Below are 22,486 nucleotides of genomic sequence, written 5' to 3'. Positions count from 1 at the left end.
TTGGATCCAGGAAAAAGAATGATGTCATGAAAGTAGCCCCTATGATGTCATTCCAGTGCTCCTTTCTCGTCATCCCAGTAGCCTCCTTTTTTTGTCATCCCAATACCCCCCTCTTGTCATCCCAGTGCGTGACACTGGGATGGCTTTGTTGCATAGCAACCGAAAAAATCTGGTGGCTACTGACAAAATTCATTATAAATAACCATTTAACTGTTGAAGAAAAAATATGCCACAGAAAATGAAAGTCAGTAACCAAAACGAATATAACAAATTCCTTGAAAAAAGGGGAAATATTTTTCGTTACATCGATGAAGCTATCGAAAATTGGTATGAAAATAGTCCAAAAATGCAGGGCGGCAACTATATTTACAGTGATAAAGTCGTAATTTTGGTGCATATAATTGTCAATCTTTTTAGAATTGGTTTAAGACAAACGGTGGGGTTTATAAAAGGATATCTGCAACAAATAGGAAAAAATTTGGCAGTTATCAGCTATTCACAAGCATCAAGAAGGTTTAAAAAACTTAATATTAAGATAAATGATTGCAGGGTTGATAAAAGCAACATGGAAAATATTGAAATTATCATAGATAGCACAAGTATCAGCATTTACAACGCGAATTCTGGATTAAGGAAGGAAGAAAGTATAGGAAATAGAAGGCTTTTTGGATTTGATGGAATAGGAAATGAGAGTAGAAAAGATATGAACCAAAAAATTAACAGGGGATCTATGGCGAGTGTGTTCAATTTCTAGTCTATTTTTTAGGTAACCAAAAACAGTCTCAATGATAGACCTTTTTCTCAGTAAAATCTTCTCATTTAGCGAAATCAATGCATTTTTCATACCTTTTTTCACCTTGGTAACAAGTTTCAAACCTCGGTCAAACAGCTTCTGAAAAAGCTCTTTTGCAATATAACCTTTGTCACCAAACAAAAGGCCGGTTAATTTTTCCGTCAGATTTGGCACAGGTATCCTATCATCAACATTGCCTTTTGTTAGCGTAAGTGAATGAATTTCACCATTTTCATTGATTACCATATGTAATTTGAAACCAAAAAACCAGCCGTAAGTACTCTTGCTTAATTTTGCAATTCCAGCAAAAACTTTGTTTTGGATATTCTTTTTGCATGACAAACTGCAATGGGAGTTGTGTCTATATATGAAATTCCAGTGTTTTCTGACTGTCCACAAAGCCAATGCAACAACATTGCTAAATGCCACAAAACCCTAGGCTTTAGAGCAACAAACCTGGTATATGAAGGCAACTTTGGAAACTCTGATTTGTAGAGCAACGTTAGGTAATGTAGATAGAAAGTTTTGAAATTTTTACACGGAGATTGTTGATATAGCAGGATTATTGTCATGATTTCGGAGTGCTCAATTTCCGTTGTTCTTGTGGGTTTTTTACCATTTGGCAGTAGTTTACCTGCAAAATTTTTCTCTATATCTCTGCAAAAATCATCGACCAAACAAAACAGTTTGTTATATCTTCCATGGTTAACCTCATCTGTTTTTTTATAACTGCTGAGTTTACCCTGTTTTCTTGCCTTTTCTATTCTCCTTTAATCCAGAATTCGCGTTTTAGGAATAAATCTGAAGTAAATCGTGAAAAAGAATTACTAATTAAGTGCTATTTGCTCAACAAATTCACTGATATTGGTATGGCTAAATTTGAAATCATTACATAAATTTGTCGTAAACCATCACTGCTTAAGGTGCTATGCAACAAAGCCATCCCAGTGTCTGGGCACTGGGATGACACCTCTGGGCACTGCCGTCATAAAGGAACCAGTGTCAGCTACTTGAATGACATCATTTGCTGTGCAATTTACCTTCAAAAATGAATGTTTGTACAGCTGTGTGTCAAGCACTGGAATCTGCCACGCAAATTGCAATGTTCGTACAGTTATGCGTCAAGCCTAAAAGTAGTTAGCTAATAGGTTTAATAAAAATTCACATATACAGGAAAGATTGGTAACATTACTTGAATAGAGACCGTTATTGTAATTATGCCGAAACGCACAGATATAGAATCTATATTAGTAATAGGAGCAGGCCCAATAGTTATAGGTCAGGCATGTGAATTTGATTATTCCGGAACGCAAAGCTGTAAAGTATTAAAAAGCGAAGGTTATAAAGTCATTTTGGTTAACTCCAACCCTGCAACTATAATGACAGATCCTGAGTTTTCTGATGCGACGTATATTGAGCCGGTACTGCCTGAAATCATAGAGAAAATTATAATTAAGGAGAGGCCAGACGCAATATTGCCAACAATGGGCGGGCAAACAGCGCTCAATTGTGCAATAAAACTTGCAGATGATGGAGTGTTAGACAAATACAATGTAGAATTAATAGGGGTAAATAGAGAAGCAATAAAAAAAGCGGAGGATAGAGAGTTATTCCGTCAGTCCATGGATAGAATAGGACTGAAATACCCCAAAAGTATCATTATAAAAAATCAAGAACAAATAAAAAAGGCTTTGGACTACGTTGGATTACCAGCAATCATCCGTTCATCATTCACTCTTGGTGGCGCAGGTAGTGGCATAGCATATAATAAAGAGGAGTTTTTCAATATCGCAGAAAGTGCTCTCAAAATTTCGCCAATAAATGAAGTTCAGATAGATGAATCAATTATCGGCTGGAAAGAATATGAAATGGAAGTTATCCGCGATTGTAAAGATAACTGCATAATAGTCTGTTCGATAGAAAATGTTGATCCGATGGGAGTGCACACTGGGGATAGCATAACTGTTGCTCCTGCTTTGACTCTGCGTGACGTAGAATACCAACAGATGAGAAATGCATCTATAGCAGTGCTGAGAGAAATTGATGTTAGTGCCGGTGGTGCAAATGTTCAGTTTGCAGTGAATCCTAAAGAAGATGGAAGCCTCGTTGTAATTGAAATGAATCCAAGGGTTTCTCGCTCTTCTGCACTTGCTTCGAAAGCAACAGGCTATCCTATTGCAAAAGTTGTAACTAAACTTGCTATTGGCTATTCGCTCGATGAAATACGTAACGACTGCGCTCCAATAATACCAGCAGCATTCGAACCAGTGATTGATTATATCGTCACTAAAATTCCTCGATTTGAGTTTGAAAAATTTAAGGGGACGAATTGTGAATTATCAACTTCCATGAAATCAGTGGGAGAAGTAATGTCTATAGGCCGCACTTTCAATGAGTCACTACAGAAAGCTTTCCGTTCACTTGAAACTGATCTTACAGGACTTGATGAAGTATTTCCTGAGAACATTGATATTAAATCTCAATTAGCAAAATTGCTGCCAAACAGATTACTGATTGCTGCTGACGCAATGCGTCACGGAATTAGCATAGAAGAAATAAATTCGATTACAGGATATGACTTATGGTTTCTGCAAAATATACAGCAAATCATCTTAGCTGAACAAAAAATCAAGGAAAACGGCCTTCCTGAGACTGCATATGAAATGTTAGAGCTGAAAAAAATGGGATTTTCAGATGCAAGATTGGCAAAATTAAGTAACAAAAAAATAGAACAGATTGAAGAAATAAGAAAAAAATTTGGCATCAAACAAGTTTATAAACGTGTAGACACCTGTGCAGCTGAATTTGAATCGAGCACTGCTTATATGTATGGCTGCTATGAGGGTGATGTTGAAAATAAAACGGAATGTGAGGCGAATATTTCTGACCGAGAAAAGGTTGTCATTTTAGGAAGTGGTCCAAATCGCATTGGTCAAGGTATTGAGTTTGATTATGCATGTGTACATGCAGCTTCTGCCGCCAAAGAAATGGGGTATGAAACAATAATGATCAACTGTAATCCAGAAACTGTCTCAACTGACTACGATACCGCTGATCGTTTATATTTTGCACCACTCATTGCAGAGGATGTGCTTGAAATACTAAGTAAAGAGCAAGAAAATGGCACACTGATTGGTGTGATAGTTCAAATAGGTGGTCAAACACCTTTAAAGTTAGCCAAAGTGCTTAACGAGAGAGGTTTCAAAATTTTGGGAACTTCGTTTGATTCTATTGACCTTGCAGAAGATCGCATGAGGTTTAAAAATCTTGCTTTGCAACTTAATTTAAAACAACCTGAAAGTTCTATCTGCCATTCAGTAGAAGAAGCGTTAACCAATGCAGAAAAGGTGGGGTTTCCACTAGTAGTCAGGCCATCATATGTCCTCGGCGGTCAGTCTATGTCGATTAGACACGATACTCAGAGCTTTAAAGAGTATGTCTTGAATCAAACCAAAATTTTTGAACACGGATCGCTGCTTCTTGATAAATTTTTAGTCAATGCAGTTGAGGTTGACGTTGATGCTGTATGTGATGGGGAAAAAGTTTTCATTGCAGCGGTCATGGAGCACATTGAAGAAGCTGGTATCCACTCTGGCGATTCAACATGCTCAATACCGACAAATACATTGAGTGACGAAGTAATAAAAGAGATCGAGCTACAAACTGAGAGAATAGCATTAGCATTAAAAGTGAAAGGTCTGATAAACATTCAGTTTGCTGTTCAAGAGAATAGACCTCTTGCAGAACCTGTTTGTGATGAGAAATTTTTAGGAAAAGTGCAGATGAGCACCACAGAATACTCGAATGTATTTGAGGAGCGCAGACAAGCTTTGACGACAAAATTGCCTTCAGAAATCGAGTTATGCAAGAGGTCTAGTGATGTATACATACTTGAAGTGAATCTAAGGGCTAGTCGCACAGTTCCTTTTATTTCCAAGGTAATCAACATTCCTGTTGCAAAGCTTGCCACTCAGGTTATTTTGGGTAAAAAATTGAATCAGGAAAACAAGCCTTTCAATCATTTTGCAGTTAAAGCTGCTGTTTTTCCATTTACCCGCTTTGCAGGAGTTGATACTTTACTTGGTCCTGAAATGAAATCAACAGGAGAAGTGATGGGAATTGACTTATCTTTCGAAGCTGCACTTGCAAAAGTGCATATGGCTGCAGGATACAAGTTACCAACAGAAGGAACAGCTCTGGTTTCAGTAAAAGATGATGATAAAGAGTATATATTGCCAGTTGCACGAATGTTGAAAGAACTGAGTTTTGAAATATATGCCACCAAAGGCACAGCTTCGTATCTGAACAATAACGGCATTGCTGCAAAAGCTGTAAATAAAGTGAGAGAAGGCAGACCCCACATCGTTGATATGCTCAAAGATGGAAAAATAAATCTAGTGATCAATACCTCAAAAGGTGTAAAGTCAGTCTCAGACAGCAAAAATATTCGCAGAACTGCTATTTTGCAAAATATAGCTTACAGCACCACAGCTTCTGGAAGTAAAGCGTTAGTGCTTGCAATTCAATATGTAAAGAATAGCAAATTGGAAGTGAAATCATTACAGCAGATACAAAACATTTAAATATCAAAACTAAAATAATTCATTGCTCTATCTTAAAATCGTGGTAGAGTAATGTAAATTAAATTTCTTTACTGACTTGCCTATGTATTATAGTATTTGTATGGGTAATGGTTATATAACATGACTTATGAGATAAAAAAGCAACAAATAATAGATCAACAAATTTTTGAAAGTAATATAAAAGATCCGACGAAGTTCTCTCTTAATCAAGAGTATTACTTTGCCGATGATGATAATCAACAAAATGTTGAAAGTAATATAGGAAATCTGGCGAAGCTCTTGCTTGATCAAGGATATAACCTTGCCGATGATGATCAGGTAATTTGCGCTGATTCTCTTCTTCCAGAAAACTCATTTTTAATGAATCTGTCACCAACTCATAACTGGTTAGACGAAAGTGATAATCGACTACAGCACTTTAGTAATTATGATTCAGATGATAGTTCCGCTGATGGTAATCAGACGCCTTATACTGAATCAAGTGATTGGGACTCAAATTCGAGCTGTAGTTCAGATTATTCTTATTTTTTGGAAGATGGCTCACTTTTAATGGATCTAGAAATACCATTAACTACAAGTGAAAGTAAGCTGATTGGTGAATTTTGTAAGGAGATGAAAAAGGTGGAAAAAGAAAAAAACAAAGGAAGAGCTTTAAGGCTTGTTCGAGACATAACAAATAAATATTTAGGGAAAGGGATAAGACTAAATTCATGTTATGGTGATCGTTATAGAACTGTAACAAATTTGATATTTGAAGAAATAATAGATGTTATTAAGAATGAAGGCCTATGCCCTAGCAGTAAAGCGCATGCATTTGGAGGTCAGGATGTTTCCTGTAACAATGAAGATCAAGATGATGACAACACGAATGAAGCACTGGAAGATGGTAATTTAGACATCATAAGAAGCGCCATTATGGATTTATTGTTAAAAGGTGGGAAAGTAGAAAGAGGTCTTTTCGATGGTGGTGAGCTAGGACATGTAACTTCTGATTTTGATTATGTCAATGATCTCTTTGCGGAATGTAAGGAAATTGAAAACGATCTAAAAAATGTAGCATATGAAAGTATTGTAAACAAAAATAAGCAAACCCAAAAGGATGAATTAGAAGTAGAGATAGATAATGGATGTTTTTATATAGAATATCCACAAGATAGTATTGTTAAAGTTGCAAAAATCCTAAGCAATGAAAAGAATGAAGGTTTAAACTTAAGAGTTGGTATACTGCAAATTGGGAAAAGTATAGTAAGAGTTGAAAGCTACAACGGAAAAAGAAATTATCTGGATGTTTGTAAGCAAGGTGTAACATTATCTTTTGATAGTGAAGCAGGAAAAATCAGTATTCATCTAAATCCTAAGAAAAATAGTAATGAAATAGAAGTAAAGATTGATAAGGAGAGCGAAGCAAGGCTTAACGAGTTAGAAGATAAGGGGGAAAATTTAGGAGAAAGCTGTCTTTTAGGAAGAAAAAGTGTTTGGGAAGCTATACGAGATGGAAATTTTGAAAGAAATAGTATACCTAAAGAATCAACTAGCGTAATTGAACAGCCAAATGCTGCAACGAATACTCCACAATCTTCCCTAGAGAACATTCGTCTGAACGGACACAATCACAGAACTAAGCAATAGGCCTATCTATCATTCTAATGTGATTTCAGTTTTTTTACGTGCAAACTCTTTAATCCCACCTTGTAGTTAGGATAAATTAGAGAGACATTAAGATCTTTTTTAATTTTAACATTACTTACTTTTTTTGATCCTAAATAAAAACTCTGTGCATAATCTGGTAAGGAAGAAACCTCAATTGGCTCTGGAGGGCTAACATTGAGAAGTTTGGTCGCATACATTACCACTTCAGATTGTGTAGTGGGTAAATCGTCTGCACAATTGTATATTTCACCAAGTTTTATGTTTTGCATGGAAGAAAATAGAATATTCGATATATCTTCAACGTGAATACGAGAAAAAAAATGCCCTTCCTTTTTCACATTTCTTGCTTTGCCAAGCTGCAAGTCAATTAACACGTTCCTACCAGGACCGTATATTCCAGCTAAACGAAAAATATGTACAGGCAGTTTGCTATTCAGCCACTTCTTTTCAGATTTAAGGCGTTTTTCTCCTCTGATTTCTATAGGTTGTGTTTCAGATTCCTCATTCACCCAATTACCAGAGTGATCACCATAGACGCTAGTTGCAGACAAATAACCAAACCATTTAACATTTTGCAGGCAATCACCGTATCTCTCCACAACATCATCGCCATCTGGAGGAATAGAAATTAAAACGTGCGTTGCGCTTTTAAGCAGATCTTGACTAACTTTCTCATAATTAAAGAGGATTACATTTTGTATATTTTTACTTCTTGATGTGCCACTGACTTTCCAACCTAAGTTTAGTAGTTTTTTCGATAAAAATTTAGCTACATATCCATAACCAAAGCAAAACAAGTGCATAGAAGTTAGTTGCTGAAATTTTTCTTGATAAACTCTATACCTAATTTTATTCCCTCTTCATTAATAATATGTCCTAATGCATGAATTGGGTGTCCCTCAACATTTACCCCAGTTTCTTTCAGAGCTTTAACCGCTAAGTCGAGAGACGAAAAAGGTACCACGTCGTCAGCATCACCATGGATAACACATATGTTAGGTTTTGATTTGATCTCTGGTACAGTTTTTGAAGGTGAAAGAAACCTACCAGAGTATGCAACAACTGATGCACAGGATTGAGAGCGGGTGAGAGCTGTATGTATTGCAAGCATTGCTCCTTGAGAAAATCCAACTAAAGAAAGTTGCGTATCTTTTAAATTAAGCTCCTTTAATTTTGTATCAATGAAATGATTTACAATTGATGTAGCATTTTTTACTCCATTATATAGCGCTTCCTCACTACGATCTTCCAAGCTGAACCACTGATAACCATCACCTATTTCTCTTTCAAACGGAGCATTGGGTACTGCAAAATATGAACCCAGTAAAAACTTGCTCATAACTTTAGCAAGGTGAATGAAATTATCGCCACTTGAGCCCCAACCATGTAAAAAAACAATCAAATTTTTCTTATTTCCGCCTGCACAAATTTCTGGACCTTTAAGTTCAATCATTTTTTTCCTTTTGCGTTTATATTTTTATCTAACACTAATTTTCAAATTTGCAAAACCAATGTGCAATTATGTACACTAGCTCATAACTGTATGAACATTGCAATTTGCATAGCAGATTCCAGTGCTTGACACTGGAATGGCTTTGTTGCATAGCAACCGAAAAAATCTGGTGGCTACTGACAAAATTCATTATAAATAACCATTTAACTGTTGAAGAAAAAATATGCCACAGAAAATGAAAGTCAGTAACCAAAACGAATATAACAAATTCCTTGAAAAAAGGGGAAATATTTTTCGTTACATCGATGAAGCTATCGAAAATTGGTATGAAAATAGTCCAAAAATGCAGGGCGGCAACTATATTTACAGTGATAAAGTCGTAATTTTGGTGCATATAATTGTCAATCTTTTTAGAATTGGTTTAAGACAAACGGTGGGGTTTATAAAAGGATATCTGCAACAAATAGGAAAAAATTTGGCAGTTATCAGCTATTCACAAGCATCAAGAAGGTTTAAAAAACTTAATATTAAGATAAATGATTGCAGGGTTGATAAAAGCAACATGGAAAATATTGAAATTATCATAGATAGCACAAGTATCAGCATTTACAGTAACACTCCTGGCCACAGTAAGGAAAACAGTGCAGATAGAAAGTACCGAAGCTACGAGCAAGTAAGAAAGTTACATGTTATGTTAAGTGTAAATAGTAAAAAAGCTATAGCTGCAAGATACAGTAATGGCTTCTACTCTGACCACTATGGAGCTTGCGATTTGCTTGAAGAAGTTAATTTTCAGCACAAAATAAAAGCATTATATGCAGATAGGGCATACGATAGGCACAAACTTTATAAATTGTGTAAGAAATACGATATAAAGACAAAAGTTCTACCAAAAAAGGATGCAGCAGAACATTCAAAAATAGATTATATGTCTGACAGAAATGCTGCTATTAGGTTAATAAAATTATATGGACAAGATGGTGTAAAAGAGTGGAAAAAGGAAGCAATTTATGGAAAGAGATCTTACATAGAAGGATTTTTCTCAAGGTTGAAGCAAGTATTTGGATTTAGCTTTAGGAATAAATCTGAAGTAAATCGTGAAAAAGAATTACTAATTAAGTGCTATTTGCTCAACAAATTCACTGATATTGGTATGGATAAATTTGAAATCATTACATAAATTTGTCGTAAACCATCACTGCTTAAGGTGCTATGCAACAAAGCCATCCCAGTGTCTGGGCACTGGGATGACACCATCTGCCACGCAAATTGCCTGCAAATTGCAATGTTCGTACAGTTGTGGAATGGATCGCGGTATGACGGTTCGTGGCAGCATGACGGTTCGCGGCGGCATGACGATAAGCTCGTCATCCCGCTACTTGTTAGCGGCTAAGAGCTTATTCGCAAACGAAAAAATATAGTATATGAGTTTTAAAAATGGGGTTAGAAATGAGAAAAAAGTATCCTACAGATCTTAGTGAAAGAGAGTGGTCGGCTAATAGAGAAACACTTTAGAACGCGAATTCTGGATTAAGGAAGGAAGAAAGTATATGAACAATTTAGGAGGTGGAAAAAGCAAGGAATTTTCGAAAAAATGAACTACGATATCACTAAATATAGTAGGTCAAAAATGGGAAGAAACGAGGAGCCAAGTGCTTGCATAGTAATCTGTAAAAACGACAGAAAAAGGGGGGTCAAAGGTTATGATGGGAGTAAAAAAGTAAAAGGTAGAAAAAGGCACATAATCTCAGGGTTTTATATTAGGCTGTTATGTAGGTGCTGCTAGTGAAAATGACAGAGATGGTAGCATTGGATAATATGAGGAAAAATATACTAACGTTAAGAAAATGTGGTCTGATATGGGGTATCAAGGAAGAAATTTAAAGGAGTACATAGAAAAAGAGTACGGAATAGACATTGAAATTGTTAAAAGGCCTCCATGTAGGTTTTGGGTACACAAAGACACACCACCTGAACTACTACCAATGAGGGAACAGGGGTTTAAAGTACAGTCAAGAAGATGGGTTGTAGAAAGGACTTTTGCTTGAGGAATAGAAGGCTATCAAAGGAATATTTACAACATCCACTGAAAATTTCATACACCTGGCTATGAGTAGGGTTATGTTAAGGAGGGAATATGCTTGAGTTTACCAGTTTCCGGACAAGCTCTGAGAAGGATTCTATCCATAAACGCGAATTCTGGATTAAGGAAGGAAGAAAGTATAGGAAATAGAAGGCTTTTTGGATTTGATGGAATAGGAAATGAGAGTAGAAAAGATATGAACCAAAAAATTAACAGGGGATCTATGGCGAGTGTGTTCAATTTCTAGTCTATTTTTTAGGTAACCAAAAACAGTCTCAATGATAGACCTTTTTCTCAGTAAAATCTTCTCATTTAGCGAAATCAATGCATTTTTCATACCTTTTTTCACCTTGGTAACAAGTTTCAAACCTCGGTCAAACAGCTTCTGAAAAAGCTCTTTTGCAATATAACCTTTGTCACCAAACAAAAGGCCGGTTAATTTTTCCGTCAGATTTGGCACAGGTATCCTATCATCAACATTGCCTTTTGTTAGCGTAAGTGCATGAATTTCACCATTTTCATTGATTACCATATGTAATTTGAAACCAAAAAACCAGCCGTAAGTACTCTTGCTTAATTTTGCAATTCCAGCAAAAACTTTGTTTTGGATATTCTTTTTGCATGACAAACTGCAATGGGAGTTGTGTCTATATATGAAATTCCAGTGTTTTCTGACTGTCCACAAAGCCAATGCAACAACATTGCTAAATGCCACAAAACCCTAGGCTTTAGAGCAACAAACCTGGTATATGAAGGCAACTTTGGAAACTCTGATTTGTAGAGCAACGTTAGGTAATGTAGATAGAAAGTTTTGAAATTTTTACACGGAGATTGTTGATATAGCAGGATTATTGTCATGATTTCGGAGTGCTCAATTTCCGTTGTTCTTGTGGGTTTTTTACCATTTGGCAGTAGTTTACCTGCAAAATTTTTCTCTATATCTCTGCAAAAATCATCGACCAAACAAAACAGTTTGTTATATCTTCCATGGTTAACCTCATCTGTTTTTTTATAACTGCTGAGTTTACCCTGTTTTCTTGCCTTTTCTATTCTCCTTTAATCCAGAATTCGCGTTATAAGCCCTACGGACCCTATGGTTATTAATGCATACGATGCAAACTTTTTTTGATCAGGCATGATAATCCTCTTCATTGATGTAATCCTTCATTATTACATAATGTTGCAACCAATGTCAATTATATAACTGAGGGTTTTTAATTGACTTTCAACGTACTTCAGTCTATACAATTCTAATATCTTAAACTATCGGATATGCCTGATCTAAAGACAATGATGTTAAATTTTGGCCCTCAGCATCCGGCTGCACATGGAGTGTTGCGTCTTGTTTTGGAGATGGATGGTGAAGTAATCGAGAGGGCAGATCCCCATATTGGGCTTTTGCACCGCGGTACTGAAAAATTAATAGAACATAAAACGTACCTTCAAGCTTTGCCTTATTTTGATCGCCTTGATTATGTATCACCAATGTCACAAGAGCATGCATATTCACTGTGTGTGGAGAAATTGTTGCAATGCGAAATTCCAATTAGGGCAAAGTATTTACGTGTCTTGTTTTGTGAACTGACGAGAATACTAAATCATTTACTGAACGTTTCTTCTCAAGCGCTTGATGTTGGAGCAATGACCCCTCTTTTATGGCTCTTTGAAGAAAGAGAAAAAATACTGGAATTTTACGAAAGAGCTTCAGGTGCAAGGTTTCACGCAGCTTACATCAGGCCAGGTGGAATTGCAGCAGATGTTCCAGAAGGTTTGATTGAGGATATTGCAAAGTTTATAGAGCAATTTCCAAAGTATATAGACGATGTTGATGAACTTTTAACAGAAAATAGAATATGGAAGCAACGCACTGTAGGAATTAGTGAAATATCAGTAGCGCAAGCACTTGATTGGGGCTTTAGTGGCCCAATGTTGCGCGCTGCTGGGCTTGCTTGGGATTTGCGAAAAAGCCAGCCATATGAGATATATGATCAACTAGATTTTGATATACCGATCGGCCAAAATGGCGACTGTTATGACCGTTATCTAGTTAGAATGGCAGAGATCAGGCAGTCTGTTAGCTTAGTGAAGCAGTGTATAGAGAAAATGCCTGAAGGGCCAGTAAAAACTGAAGATAGAAAAATTTCTCCACCGCCAAGAGCGGAGATGAAAAAATCTATGGAAGCTCTCATCCACCATTTTAAACTTTATTCGGAAGGGTATCATGTACCAAAAGGTGAGGCTTACACAGCTGTTGAGGCACCAAAAGGCGAGTTTGGAGTGTATATAGTTTCAGATGGTACCAATAGACCTTACAGATGCCGAATAAGAGCACCTGGCTTTGCACATTTACAAGCCTTAGATTTTATGGCAAAAGGACACATGCTTGCCGACGTTGCAGCAATTATTGGCTCACTCGATATAGTTTTTGGTGAGATTGATAGGTAATTATTGGTATCCGTTCAGGATAGCGGCAAGGTAGTATAACCATAGAGTAAAAGTGAGTTTACAACAAATGGTGTCATGCAAGTAGCTGACACATAACTGTACGAACATTTGTTTGCAAAGGCAGTATGTTAAGTGTTATAGCCGATTTTGCCTCAAACACAAAGGCAGTGCCTTGACTACTTGGATCTAGAAAAATTGATTGTGCACTATACAACATTTTCGTGTCCGTTCAGGATCTTACTATTACCCACAAATATGGGGTTCATGAGCAAGTCTCCATCCTTCTGCTAGATCAAAGAGACGTCTCCATCCTTTCCAAAGAGTAATTGGTCCTGGTTTTTGGTCGCTTTTTCTTGCTAAATAACCTCCAAGTTGAGCAATCCACGAAACGGCTTCTTTTATAGTAGGGGCTATACTTGGACATGGTTTTTTGTGTATTTTAACATATAAAACTTTCCATTCTTCCTCAGCTAATAAGCCAGTACATGGTAATGTTGGGTTAATTCTTGCAATTGATGTAATAAAGAAAATTCTCCAAGCAATAATGCTCATGACTGTTAAATACCTCATTAATCTTTCTGCTGTTCCAAGCCTACATTCCTCAACTTTGAGACCAGATTTTAAAATCTTATGCAATATCTCTATTTTCCATCTCAAACAATACCAACTAACTTTTTCAACAGCTTCTTCAAAAGTACTGACCGAAAGATTTGTTAAAAGCATCCACTCTAGCGGACTTGCTCCTGGAGGAGAATTTCTTTCAACAACATGAATTGCGTGAAGTTGTAGACTGAATAATGCTGTCGGTTTATATTTTATGTGACCTTCTTTACATTTTATATGGCTTTCATGTGGACTCATCATAAATTTTCCGAATCTAATTTCTAGAAATGCTGTCCTTTTTTGCTTATTATCTCTAGCAGGGATTTCAACTTCTACTTTTCCAGTGCAAGAAAGGCCTTGGATAAATGACCATAATTTTTGCTTATTCCTGGTATGCATAAATTTTTTATTTACATTTCTGTTGTGACGAGCTCTTACTAAAATTGCTGAGTTAAGATTATGTGCAAGTTCAAAAAAATCATGTATATCTGCTTCTCTGTCACATACAGTTATAACCTCGGTTTGGGTCGGATCTATAATATTATTTGTTTTCTTTAAGCTTTCTAGCCATTTCATACTTTCTTTATCCTCAATATGAACGTTACTACGATGGCTCTTTAGTCTTTTTTCTTCTTCAGAAATTGGTGGCCTCGAGTAAATCTTTTGATCCAATATTCCCAGTACCAAACCTTCCGTACTAACAGCAAGGGCTGTATGCATTACTGTACCTTTACCTCCTTTCCCAGCAATAGTTCCCAATCCGCTTGTTTTTTTATGGCTTGAGTATGAAATATAAGTTGTATCTTGAATTACAAGAACTCTTTTATGAGCTTTTGTTCTTTCAACTGTTTTATCAATGTGTGAAGCTAGAATATCAACTTCTTTTACGTTCTCATTTTGAAAAAAACGATATGCAGCTTTTGCTTCTGACCAACTTCCGCATGCCTCATTAATTGAGCTCTCAGGTAAACCTATCACACTATCAACGCGAATTCTGGATTAAGGAAGGAAGAAAGTATAGGAAATAGAAGGCTTTTTGGATTTGATGGAATAGGAAATGAGAGTAGAAAAGATATGAACCAAAAAATTAACAGGGGATCTATGGCGAGTGTGTTCAATTTCTAGTCTATTTTTTAGGTAACCAAAAACAGTCTCAATGATAGACCTTTTTCTCAGTAAAATCTTCTCATTTAGCGAAATCAATGCATTTTTCATACCTTTTTTCACCTTGGTAACAAGTTTCAAACCTCGGTCAAACAGCTTCTGAAAAAGCTCTTTTGCAATATAACCTTTGTCACCAAACAAAAGGCCGGTTAATTTTTCCGTCAGATTTGGCACAGGTATCCTATCATCAACATTGCCTTTTGTTAGCGTAAGTGCATGAATTTCACCATTTTCATTGATTACCATATGTAATTTGAAACCAAAAAACCAGCCGTAAGTACTCTTGCTTAATTTTGCAATTCCAGCAAAAACTTTGTTTTGGATATTCTTTTTGCATGACAAACTGCAATGGGAGTTGTGTCTATATATGAAATTCCAGTGTTTTCTGACTGTCCACAAAGCCAATGCAACAACATTGCTAAATGCCACAAAACCCTAGGCTTTAGAGCAACAAACCTGGTATATGAAGGCAACTTTGGAAACTCTGATTTGTAGAGCAACGTTAGGTAATGTAGATAGAAAGTTTTGAAATTTTTACACGGAGATTGTTGATATAGCAGGATTATTGTCATGATTTCGGAGTGCTCAATTTCCGTTGTTCTTGTGGGTTTTTTACCATTTGGCAGTAGTTTACCTGCAAAATTTTTCTCTATATCTCTGCAAAAATCATCGACCAAACAAAACAGTTTGTTATATCTTCCATGGTTAACCTCATCTGTTTTTTTATAACTGCTGAGTTTACCCTGTTTTCTTGCCTTTTCTATTCTCCTTTAATCCAGAATTCGCGTTATTTAGGTACAGCTGGGGTTAGGGAGTTTATTTTAAAACTTTCGGCATATAGTTCTCATCATGTTTTGCAAACACCGTATCTGCAAGAAAGGTACTGTTATCAGACATTTTACCTTGCACAACAACACCACTTTTTTCTGAAAACATTGGTGGAAGTATCCCTTGGTATTTTACCACAACGCTTTTGTTAAAATCTGTCATTTGAAAAACTACTTCACTTTCGCTCCGTATCACACTATCTTCAACAACCATTCCACCAACACGGATTGGCTTTTGACTATTTGGTAAAACTATTGCCTCACTTACTGTATAGAAAAATGAGATATTTTCTTTGAGCGTTGTTAAAATAAAAAAGACTATGCAGCTTAAAAAGCAGAAAATTCCTGAAGTTATAAGTAATCTCTTATGTTTCTTCTTCATTATTATCTTTCAGGCTTTCTAGAATTTTTTTACTTTTAGTATAGCAAGAAATGGTAAAAATCAGTTCTCCGGTAATCAACGTAAAACTAATAAGGTAAGCAAAAATTACATATGTATTCATAATGCATTATCAATAAATAACTCACCTGCATCAAAATAAATTAAGCTTCCATCCTTTTGCTGCAACACCAATTTACCACTTTTATCTATATCAGCAAAAATTCCTTCATACAATTTGTCAGCTAACTTTACACTGATTTGCTCGTTCATCTTGAATGCTCTTGTAAGCCACATTTTTCTTATAGCATAAAACCCATCAAATAGCCATTGCTTTCTTAGCTTATTAAAGTTTATTATTAATTCTTTTAACAGGTCTGTATTAGACACAGACTCACCGTAATTGCTAATGCACGTTGTTCCTGGAAGTGGTGCATGATTGACATTAATTCCGATTCCTATAATGAGCCAATTCGAATTGGATCTTTTTTCAAGCAATATTCCGCTTATTTTCTTGCCATCGATTAGAATGTCATTTGGCCATTTATATTGAACGTTACTGTCACTTATAAATGACAATAACGTATTCCTGACAGCAAGAGCAGTCACAAAAGTCAGTTCTGTTAATTTGCTTAAATTTTCTTTGTCATTCCAGCGCGTGACGCTGGAATCCAGCATTGGAATGACGCCAGAATGATTATGCAAGAGGTCTATGATTAAACTTACATAAAAATTACCCTCGGGAGAAATCCAGCTTTTTCCAGTGCGCCCTCTACCCTCTGTTTGTTTATCGGCAATAATAATAGTTTCATTTGATATTCCTCTCCCAATTAAATCCAACGCTTCTTTATTAGTGCTTGAAACTTCTTTGTAATGATGAATATGAAAACCCTCAGGGATCACTTTGTCAGCCCTTTAGTTCAATGAGTGAGTAAAACGTACAAGAAAAGAACGAGATTGATCAGTGAAGCCACTGAAGTGATAATGAATAGACCCTTAGAATAAGCAACCTTATTACCACTAGCTTTATCAAAATACATAGCTTTTATGATATTTAGATAATAGTAACACGATACAACACTTGCTATTACAAGGATCAAGGACAGGCTGATAAAGCCAGAATTTATTAAACTTTTGAATATAAAAAATTTAGCGATAAAACCTGCAAGTGGAGGTATTCCCGACATCGAGAGTAACAGCACAGAAAGATGAAATGCTACAATTGGGCGTTTCTTCCCTATACCAGATAAATTTGCAATATCACAATCGTCATCGTCAATTTGTACGAGATATGAGAATAGCCCTATGCTTGTGATGATATATATCACCAGATACATTAAGGCACTATCTGTTCCTGCTTGTGTAAAAATAGAAAGTGAAGCAAATATAAAACCAATGTGACCAATTGAACTGTAAGCAAGGAGCCTTTTTAAGTTTTGCTGACGCAAGGCCCCAAAAGCTGAGATAAGCACAGACAATGCTGAAACGTATAAGAAAATAGGCTGAACATAACTTTTTACATTTACTAACTCTTCATTCATCAATCGAATTAAAAATGTTACAAGTGCAGCTTTTGGAGCTGTAGAAAAAAACGCAGTTACTATGGTAGGTGCACCTTGATAGACATCTGGAGCCCACATATGAAAAGGAGCAATAGCAAGCTTGAAACACAAACCAATTAGGACAAAGACTAACCCAAAAACTATTCCATAAGTTATCTGATGGTTTTGCAAGAATGAACTTAACTCAGAAAAATTGACTTGTCCTGTATATCCATAAAGCAATGACATACCATACAGCATAATGTAGGAAGATAATGCACTAAGTGCAAAATATTTCACTCCTGCTTCACATGAATAAGCTGAATCTTTATTAAAGCTCGCAAGAACATATAAAGATATACTCATCAACTCAAAAGCTAAGTAAAAAGAAATCAGACTATTTGCTGAAACTAAAGTTATCATGCCAAATAGCGCAAAAAGAATCAGTATTGAAAATTCATATTTATAGTCATATTTTGATAAATTCAGCATCAAAAGTATTAAAATTCCTGTGCTGAGAATTAACCCTTGGGCTGACCTGATGTATAAATTGAGTTTTAACAACGAATTAAAGAGAAAAATTTCATTGTTTTCTGCCGAAATAATTAAAATAATCAAAGTTATCACTGTGCAGCCAAGTGCTAATAAGTTGATAGTTCGGCGGTTAAATATAATTCCAAGCAGTAGCAACACTAACGAGGAGATAATAGAGAACGTTTCCGGCAATATCTGTATATAATTCATAGCGCATCATATTTGACTAACAAATTTGCCATACATGGCTTCAAATAATTCAGTGCAAGGGTTGGGTAGAATCCAAGCAAAATAACAAACACTGCAAGCAGAATTAAGACAGAAAATTCTATGCTATCCAAGCGGTTATTTAATAATTTAGAATAGCTAACCCCCCATATTATTTGCTTACATAAATTCAGCATATAAACTGCGCTTAAAATAGTGCCAAGTGCGATAAATCCTGTAAAAAACCCTATGCTCTTAAACATTCCAACCATAGCCAAAAACTCACCTATGAATCCAGATGTTCCAGGTAGCCCTATTGAAGCCATTGAAAATAAAATGAACATAAAACCAAATTTTGGCATTGTGTTTACTATGCCAAAATATTTTGCAATCTCCAAAGTTCCAGTTCGAGTATATAGCATTCCAACACATAAAAATAAAGCAGCAGAAATAAGGCCATGACTAATCATTTGAAATATAGCGCCGAGTACTCCTTCCTCACAAAATGAAAAGAGGCCAGCAGTAACGATCCCCATATGTGCTATTGAAGAATAAGCTATTAACTTCTTTATATCATCTTGAGCAAACGCAACTAGCGAAGCGTATATTACTGCAATAATGCTCAGCACAACAACGAAATTTGAAAAATACAAACTTGCCTGAGGAAGCATTGGAATAGAAAACCTTAAAAATCCATATCCCCCCATTTTAATAAGCAAGCCAGCTAAAATCACAGATCCAGAAGTTGGTGATTGCACATGCGCATCAGGAAGCCAAGTGTGAAATGGAAACATCGGTACTTTTATTGCAAAAGAAATAAAAAATGCAATCCACAGCAATGACTGCACTTTAAGATCAAGGCTTGGCACTAATGTAGCTAATTTTTGTATATTAAACGTTCCAAAAATGTTATAGATGTACACCAATCCAAGTAGGAATAATAATGAGCCAGTTAATGTATAAAGAAACAACTTAAACGTCGCATATACCCTTTGCTTCCCTCCCCAAATGCCAATAATAAAGAACATTGGTATTAAAACAGCTTCAAAAAATACATAAAAGCTTATAGCATTCAGTGAAACGAAAAAACCGACTACAAAACTCTCAAGTAGCAGAAACAATGCCATGTATGGCTTGAGAGTCGTATAACTCATTTTGCAATTATAGAGCATACAAATAACAAACAAGAAGGTCGTAAGTAGAAGGAAAAGCAACGATATCCCATCCACCCCTATTCCAATATCTCTTACTGGATAGCTGACAAACTGAAAGTCCGCATTGTTATAATCAAATTCTATACAAGCTACAATGCTAAGCAAAAATGGAAGTACAGCAAAAAATAGGGCAAGGAATCTTAGGTGTATAGATTGATGATTAATCCTGATTAAAGATAAAATCAACGCTCCTATCAGTGGAAGCAAGAATATACTAAGTAACAACACCTTCTATTTAATTCCAAATAATATACAAAGCACCGATTATTAGAGTAACAAACATAATAAGCGCATAATCAAATATATAACCAGTTTGTAACTTTATAGAACTTTTTGAACATTCATTAACCAACCTTACAACACCACCTGGTCCAAATGAATCAATAGCCCTAACATCAAACTTCCATAGAAGCCTAGATATAAGCCTTATCGGTACAATTACAACAAAATCATATACCTCATCAAAGTACCATTTATCCTGCAAAAATTTAAGTAAAAATTTACTCTTAATTTGCTTAAATTTTTGATAGTGGTAAATCAGATATGCAAGTGCTATTCCACTTAGGCTCGCTAAGGTCGGTAGTAATTTTATAAAGAAATTATGAACTCCATGCTCATCAATAACTACTAAACTTGATTTCCAAAACGCATTACTAGTTATGTTCAAAATATTTGCTCCCCACACTCCAGAAAATACCGAACCAAAAGCAAGTATCAGTAATGGTATAAGCATAATCTTTGGTGCCTCATGTATATTAATTTTACTTTGTTTTTGGCTATGGAACACAAGAAGCAATAACCTCCAAGAGTAAAACGCTGTGAAGAATGCAACAACTAAGCTTATTACAAAAGCAAAACTATCCGCACTATAAGCATGTTCAATTATCAAATCCTTTGAGTAAAAACCTGCAAATGGAAATATTCCAGAAAGTGGAAGAGACCCAATCCACATGAGAGTGTAAGTGCAAGGGATTTTCTTCCAGCAATTTCCCATTTTCTGAATGTTTTGCTCATGATGCATTGCATGAATCACATTGCCAGCACCAAGAAATAGTAAAGCTTTAAAAAAAGCGTGTGTCATTAAATGAAAAATAGCAACATTGTAAGCAGAAAGCCCACATGCCATGAACATATAACCAAGTTGACTGCAGGTTGAATAAGCAATTATTTTCTTTATATCGTTCTGAGTAATCGCAACGGTGGCTGCAAAAAAAGCAGTAAGTGCACCAACAATAACTATTAATTCTCGTGCCACATTTGATAACTCAAACAATGGAGAACATTTTGCTATTAAAAATATACCTGCTGTTACCATCGTTGCTGCATGAATGAGTGCAGAAACAGGAGTTGGCCCTTCCATTGCATCTGGCAACCAAACATGTAAACCAAGCTGTGCAGATTTACCCATACAGCCAATAAAAAGTAATATGCATATTATATGAATTATTTTAAATTCACAGCAGAATGCCCTAATGTTCTGTGCGCCAAGAAGATCAGCTGTGTCAAAAACTTCAGTAAATTTCAAAGAGTGAAATGTATAATAAATGAGAAAGATCCCAATCAATAGTGCAAAGTCTCCTACCCTATTCACAACAAATGCTTTAATTGCTGCATTATTTGCAGAATATTTTTCGAACCAAAATCCTATGAGTAAATAAGAACATAGGCCAACCCCTTCCCAGCCAAAAAAAAGCTGCACGAAATTATCGCTTACAACCAGCACAATCATGCAAAACGTAAACAGCGATAGGTAAGAAAAAAACCTCGACTTCCCTTTATCATGCTCCATATAACCGATAGAATAGAGGTGGACTACTAGTGAAACGGTGGTAATAACAATAAGCATTAAGGATGAGAGAGCATCCACACTAATTGCCCAATTTACTTTTAATACACTTAATGAAAACAAAGGAAATAAAACTAAATGATAGTTTTCAGAGAAGGTGAGAAAAACATACCAAGATAAAACTGCAGATATTCCAATCCCTGCCGTTGTAACTAACTGACCAAAAACATCTTTTCTAAAAAGTGCTGCAAATAGCGAACCAAAAAGTGGCAAAAATACTATTAATTTCAGTATATCCATCATACTTTCATTCTTTCATTAAGTTCGCTTGTTCAACATCTATATTGCCACGGCTTCTATAATATACAACCAATATTGCAAGCCCAACTCCTGACTCTGCTGCCGCAACAGTCAACACAAACATCACAAAAATTTGCCCAACTATATCATTCATAAAGGCAGAAAAAGCGACTAGATTGATATTAATTGCCAAGAGTAATATTTCTATTGATAACAGTATGTTGATTATGCTCTTACGGTTGATGAAAATACCGCATATTCCAACAGTGAACAAAATAGCAGCAACTATCAGAAAATGATTTAATCCTATTTCCATTCTACTCCTTTTCCAAATTTAGCCTTAACCAATTTTACAGATGAAGATTGTGTCAATTGCTTTAATACATTCTGTTTTTTAACTCCTTTTTTCTTGTCCTGCAAAGTAAGAGCAATTGCACCGACAATTGCAACAAGTAGCAAAATTCCAGAAAGATGAAAAGCGTACATGTAGTCGGTATACAGCAAATTACCAATAGCTTTCACATTATTGGCATTATAGTTTATAACATTACTTATATTCAGTGCTGAGCTGCGAATAACAAAACTGATAATTAAAAAAAACACAATACACAACATAGCACCAAGAGTGAAATGCTTTGCAAAACCCTGGCGCAACCTTATGTAATCAATATCGAGCATCATAACTACAAAGAGGAATAACACTGCAACTGCACCGATGTATACTATCAGCACCATCATAGCAATGAATTCAGCTCCAAGGAGAATAAAAAGAACTGCAGAATTAACGAAGGTGAAAATTAAAAATAATACTGCATGCACAGGATTTCTTACACTAATTACGCATACAGCAGATAAAATGCTAAGAATTCCAAAAAAATAAAAGAAGAAAGGCATTGATACTTTAACTGCAACAATAGTTACTAA

At 35.7% G+C, this 22,486-nt stretch carries 15 protein-coding genes and 5 pseudogenes; 7 read left to right on the top strand and 13 right to left on the bottom strand.

Annotated features, from left to right (window positions below; genetic code table 11):
- The first annotated feature begins 226 nt into the window (after positions 1 to 226).
- Complete coding sequence (locus tag AAGD95_RS01485) at positions 227 to 754, top strand: transposase (RefSeq protein WP_341818583.1); 528 nt, start codon at positions 227 to 229, stop codon at positions 752 to 754.
- Here the strand turns inward: AAGD95_RS01485 and AAGD95_RS01480 are convergent.
- Positions 635 to 1,479 (bottom strand): annotated as a pseudogene (locus tag AAGD95_RS01480) (IS982 family transposase); the annotation flags it as partial. The gene AAGD95_RS01485 and the pseudogene AAGD95_RS01480 sit on opposite strands and share 120 nt — an antisense overlap.
- A 15-nt stretch (positions 1,480 to 1,494) precedes the next feature.
- Between AAGD95_RS01480 and AAGD95_RS01475 the strand changes: the two are divergent.
- From AAGD95_RS01475 to AAGD95_RS01465, 3 genes are all read left to right on the top strand, one after another.
- Entirely contained in the window at positions 1,495 to 1,689 is a 195-nt protein-coding gene (locus AAGD95_RS01475) for a hypothetical protein (RefSeq protein ID WP_341818645.1), read from the top strand.
- A 321-nt stretch (positions 1,690 to 2,010) separates the two neighbouring features.
- Positions 2,011 to 5,376, top strand: a complete 3,366-nt coding sequence (carB, locus tag AAGD95_RS01470) for a carbamoyl-phosphate synthase large subunit (protein WP_341818644.1) — start codon at positions 2,011 to 2,013, stop codon at positions 5,374 to 5,376.
- Between the two features lie 120 nt (positions 5,377 to 5,496).
- Positions 5,497 to 7,005: a hypothetical protein gene (locus AAGD95_RS01465; RefSeq protein WP_341818643.1), complete on the top strand. Its 1,509-nt coding sequence runs from the start codon at positions 5,497 to 5,499 to the stop codon at positions 7,003 to 7,005.
- 14 nt (positions 7,006 to 7,019) lie between these two features.
- Here AAGD95_RS01465 and AAGD95_RS01460 read toward each other — a convergent pair whose 3' ends face one another.
- On the bottom strand, positions 7,020 to 7,829 hold the full coding sequence (locus AAGD95_RS01460; protein ID WP_341818642.1) for an SDR family oxidoreductase: 810 nt from the start codon (positions 7,827 to 7,829) through the stop codon (positions 7,020 to 7,022).
- Between the two features lie 5 nt (positions 7,830 to 7,834).
- Positions 7,835 to 8,479, bottom strand: a complete 645-nt coding sequence (locus AAGD95_RS01455) for an alpha/beta hydrolase (RefSeq protein ID WP_341818641.1) — start codon at positions 8,477 to 8,479, stop codon at positions 7,835 to 7,837.
- Positions 8,480 to 8,702: 223 nt separating this feature from the next.
- Here AAGD95_RS01455 and AAGD95_RS01450 point away from each other — a divergent pair, with 223 nt between their 5' ends.
- Positions 8,703 to 9,659 (top strand): IS5 family transposase, encoded by a 957-nt coding sequence (locus tag AAGD95_RS01450; RefSeq protein WP_341818621.1) that lies wholly within the window; start codon positions 8,703 to 8,705, stop codon positions 9,657 to 9,659.
- 269 nt (positions 9,660 to 9,928) lie between these two features.
- Positions 9,929 to 10,624 (top strand): annotated as a pseudogene (locus tag AAGD95_RS01445) (transposase).
- A 59-nt stretch (positions 10,625 to 10,683) separates the two neighbouring features.
- Here AAGD95_RS01445 and AAGD95_RS01440 read toward each other — a convergent pair.
- A pseudogene (locus tag AAGD95_RS01440) lies at positions 10,684 to 11,534 on the bottom strand (IS982 family transposase).
- 300 nt (positions 11,535 to 11,834) lie between these two features.
- Between AAGD95_RS01440 and AAGD95_RS01435 the strand changes: the two are divergent.
- A complete protein-coding gene (locus AAGD95_RS01435) occupies positions 11,835 to 13,007 on the top strand; it encodes an NADH-quinone oxidoreductase subunit D (RefSeq protein ID WP_265026012.1) in 1,173 nt (390 codons plus the stop codon).
- Between the two features lie 243 nt (positions 13,008 to 13,250).
- On the opposite strand, the pseudogene AAGD95_RS01430 reads toward AAGD95_RS01435, so the two are convergent.
- The 9 genes and pseudogenes from AAGD95_RS01430 to AAGD95_RS01390 all read right to left on the bottom strand — a co-directional run.
- Positions 13,251 to 14,594, bottom strand: a pseudogene (locus AAGD95_RS01430) (IS4 family transposase); the annotation flags it as partial.
- 15 nt (positions 14,595 to 14,609) lie between these two features.
- Positions 14,610 to 15,460 (bottom strand): annotated as a pseudogene (locus AAGD95_RS01425) (IS982 family transposase).
- A gap of 130 nt (positions 15,461 to 15,590) precedes the next feature.
- Positions 15,591 to 15,983 carry a cytochrome c maturation protein CcmE gene (gene ccmE / locus AAGD95_RS01420; protein WP_341818640.1) on the bottom strand — a complete coding sequence of 131 codons (393 nt, stop codon included), beginning with the start codon at positions 15,981 to 15,983 and terminating at the stop codon, positions 15,591 to 15,593.
- Positions 15,984 to 16,100: 117 nt separating this feature from the next.
- Positions 16,101 to 16,883, bottom strand: coding sequence for a biotin--[acetyl-CoA-carboxylase] ligase (locus tag AAGD95_RS01415; protein ID WP_341818639.1), 783 nt, complete (start codon positions 16,881 to 16,883; stop codon positions 16,101 to 16,103).
- Positions 16,884 to 16,900: 17 nt separating this feature from the next.
- Positions 16,901 to 18,265: an NADH-quinone oxidoreductase subunit N gene (locus AAGD95_RS01410; RefSeq protein ID WP_341818638.1), complete on the bottom strand. Its 1,365-nt coding sequence runs from the start codon at positions 18,263 to 18,265 to the stop codon at positions 16,901 to 16,903.
- Positions 18,262 to 19,704, bottom strand: coding sequence for an NADH-quinone oxidoreductase subunit M (locus tag AAGD95_RS01405; protein ID WP_341818637.1), 1,443 nt, complete (start codon positions 19,702 to 19,704; stop codon positions 18,262 to 18,264). The genes AAGD95_RS01410 and AAGD95_RS01405 overlap by 4 nt, the downstream gene beginning before the upstream one ends.
- A gap of 7 nt (positions 19,705 to 19,711) precedes the next feature.
- On the bottom strand, positions 19,712 to 21,565 hold the full coding sequence (nuoL, locus tag AAGD95_RS01400) for an NADH-quinone oxidoreductase subunit L (RefSeq protein WP_341818636.1): 1,854 nt from the start codon (positions 21,563 to 21,565) through the stop codon (positions 19,712 to 19,714).
- Positions 21,566 to 21,569: 4 nt separating this feature from the next.
- Positions 21,570 to 21,878: an NADH-quinone oxidoreductase subunit NuoK gene (gene nuoK, locus AAGD95_RS01395; RefSeq protein WP_250294899.1), complete on the bottom strand. Its 309-nt coding sequence runs from the start codon at positions 21,876 to 21,878 to the stop codon at positions 21,570 to 21,572.
- Positions 21,869 to 22,456, bottom strand: coding sequence for an NADH-quinone oxidoreductase subunit J (locus tag AAGD95_RS01390; RefSeq protein WP_341818635.1), 588 nt, complete (start codon positions 22,454 to 22,456; stop codon positions 21,869 to 21,871). The genes nuoK and AAGD95_RS01390 overlap by 10 nt, the downstream gene beginning before the upstream one ends.
- Positions 22,457 to 22,486 lie beyond the last annotated feature (30 nt).

The sequence above is a fragment of the Wolbachia endosymbiont (group B) of Ennomos erosarius genome, from assembly GCF_964026905.1.
Taxonomy (GTDB): domain Bacteria; phylum Pseudomonadota; class Alphaproteobacteria; order Rickettsiales; family Anaplasmataceae; genus Wolbachia.
The sequence above is the reverse complement of the archived record's forward strand: the minus strand, read 5'-3'. Positions and strand labels throughout refer to the sequence as shown.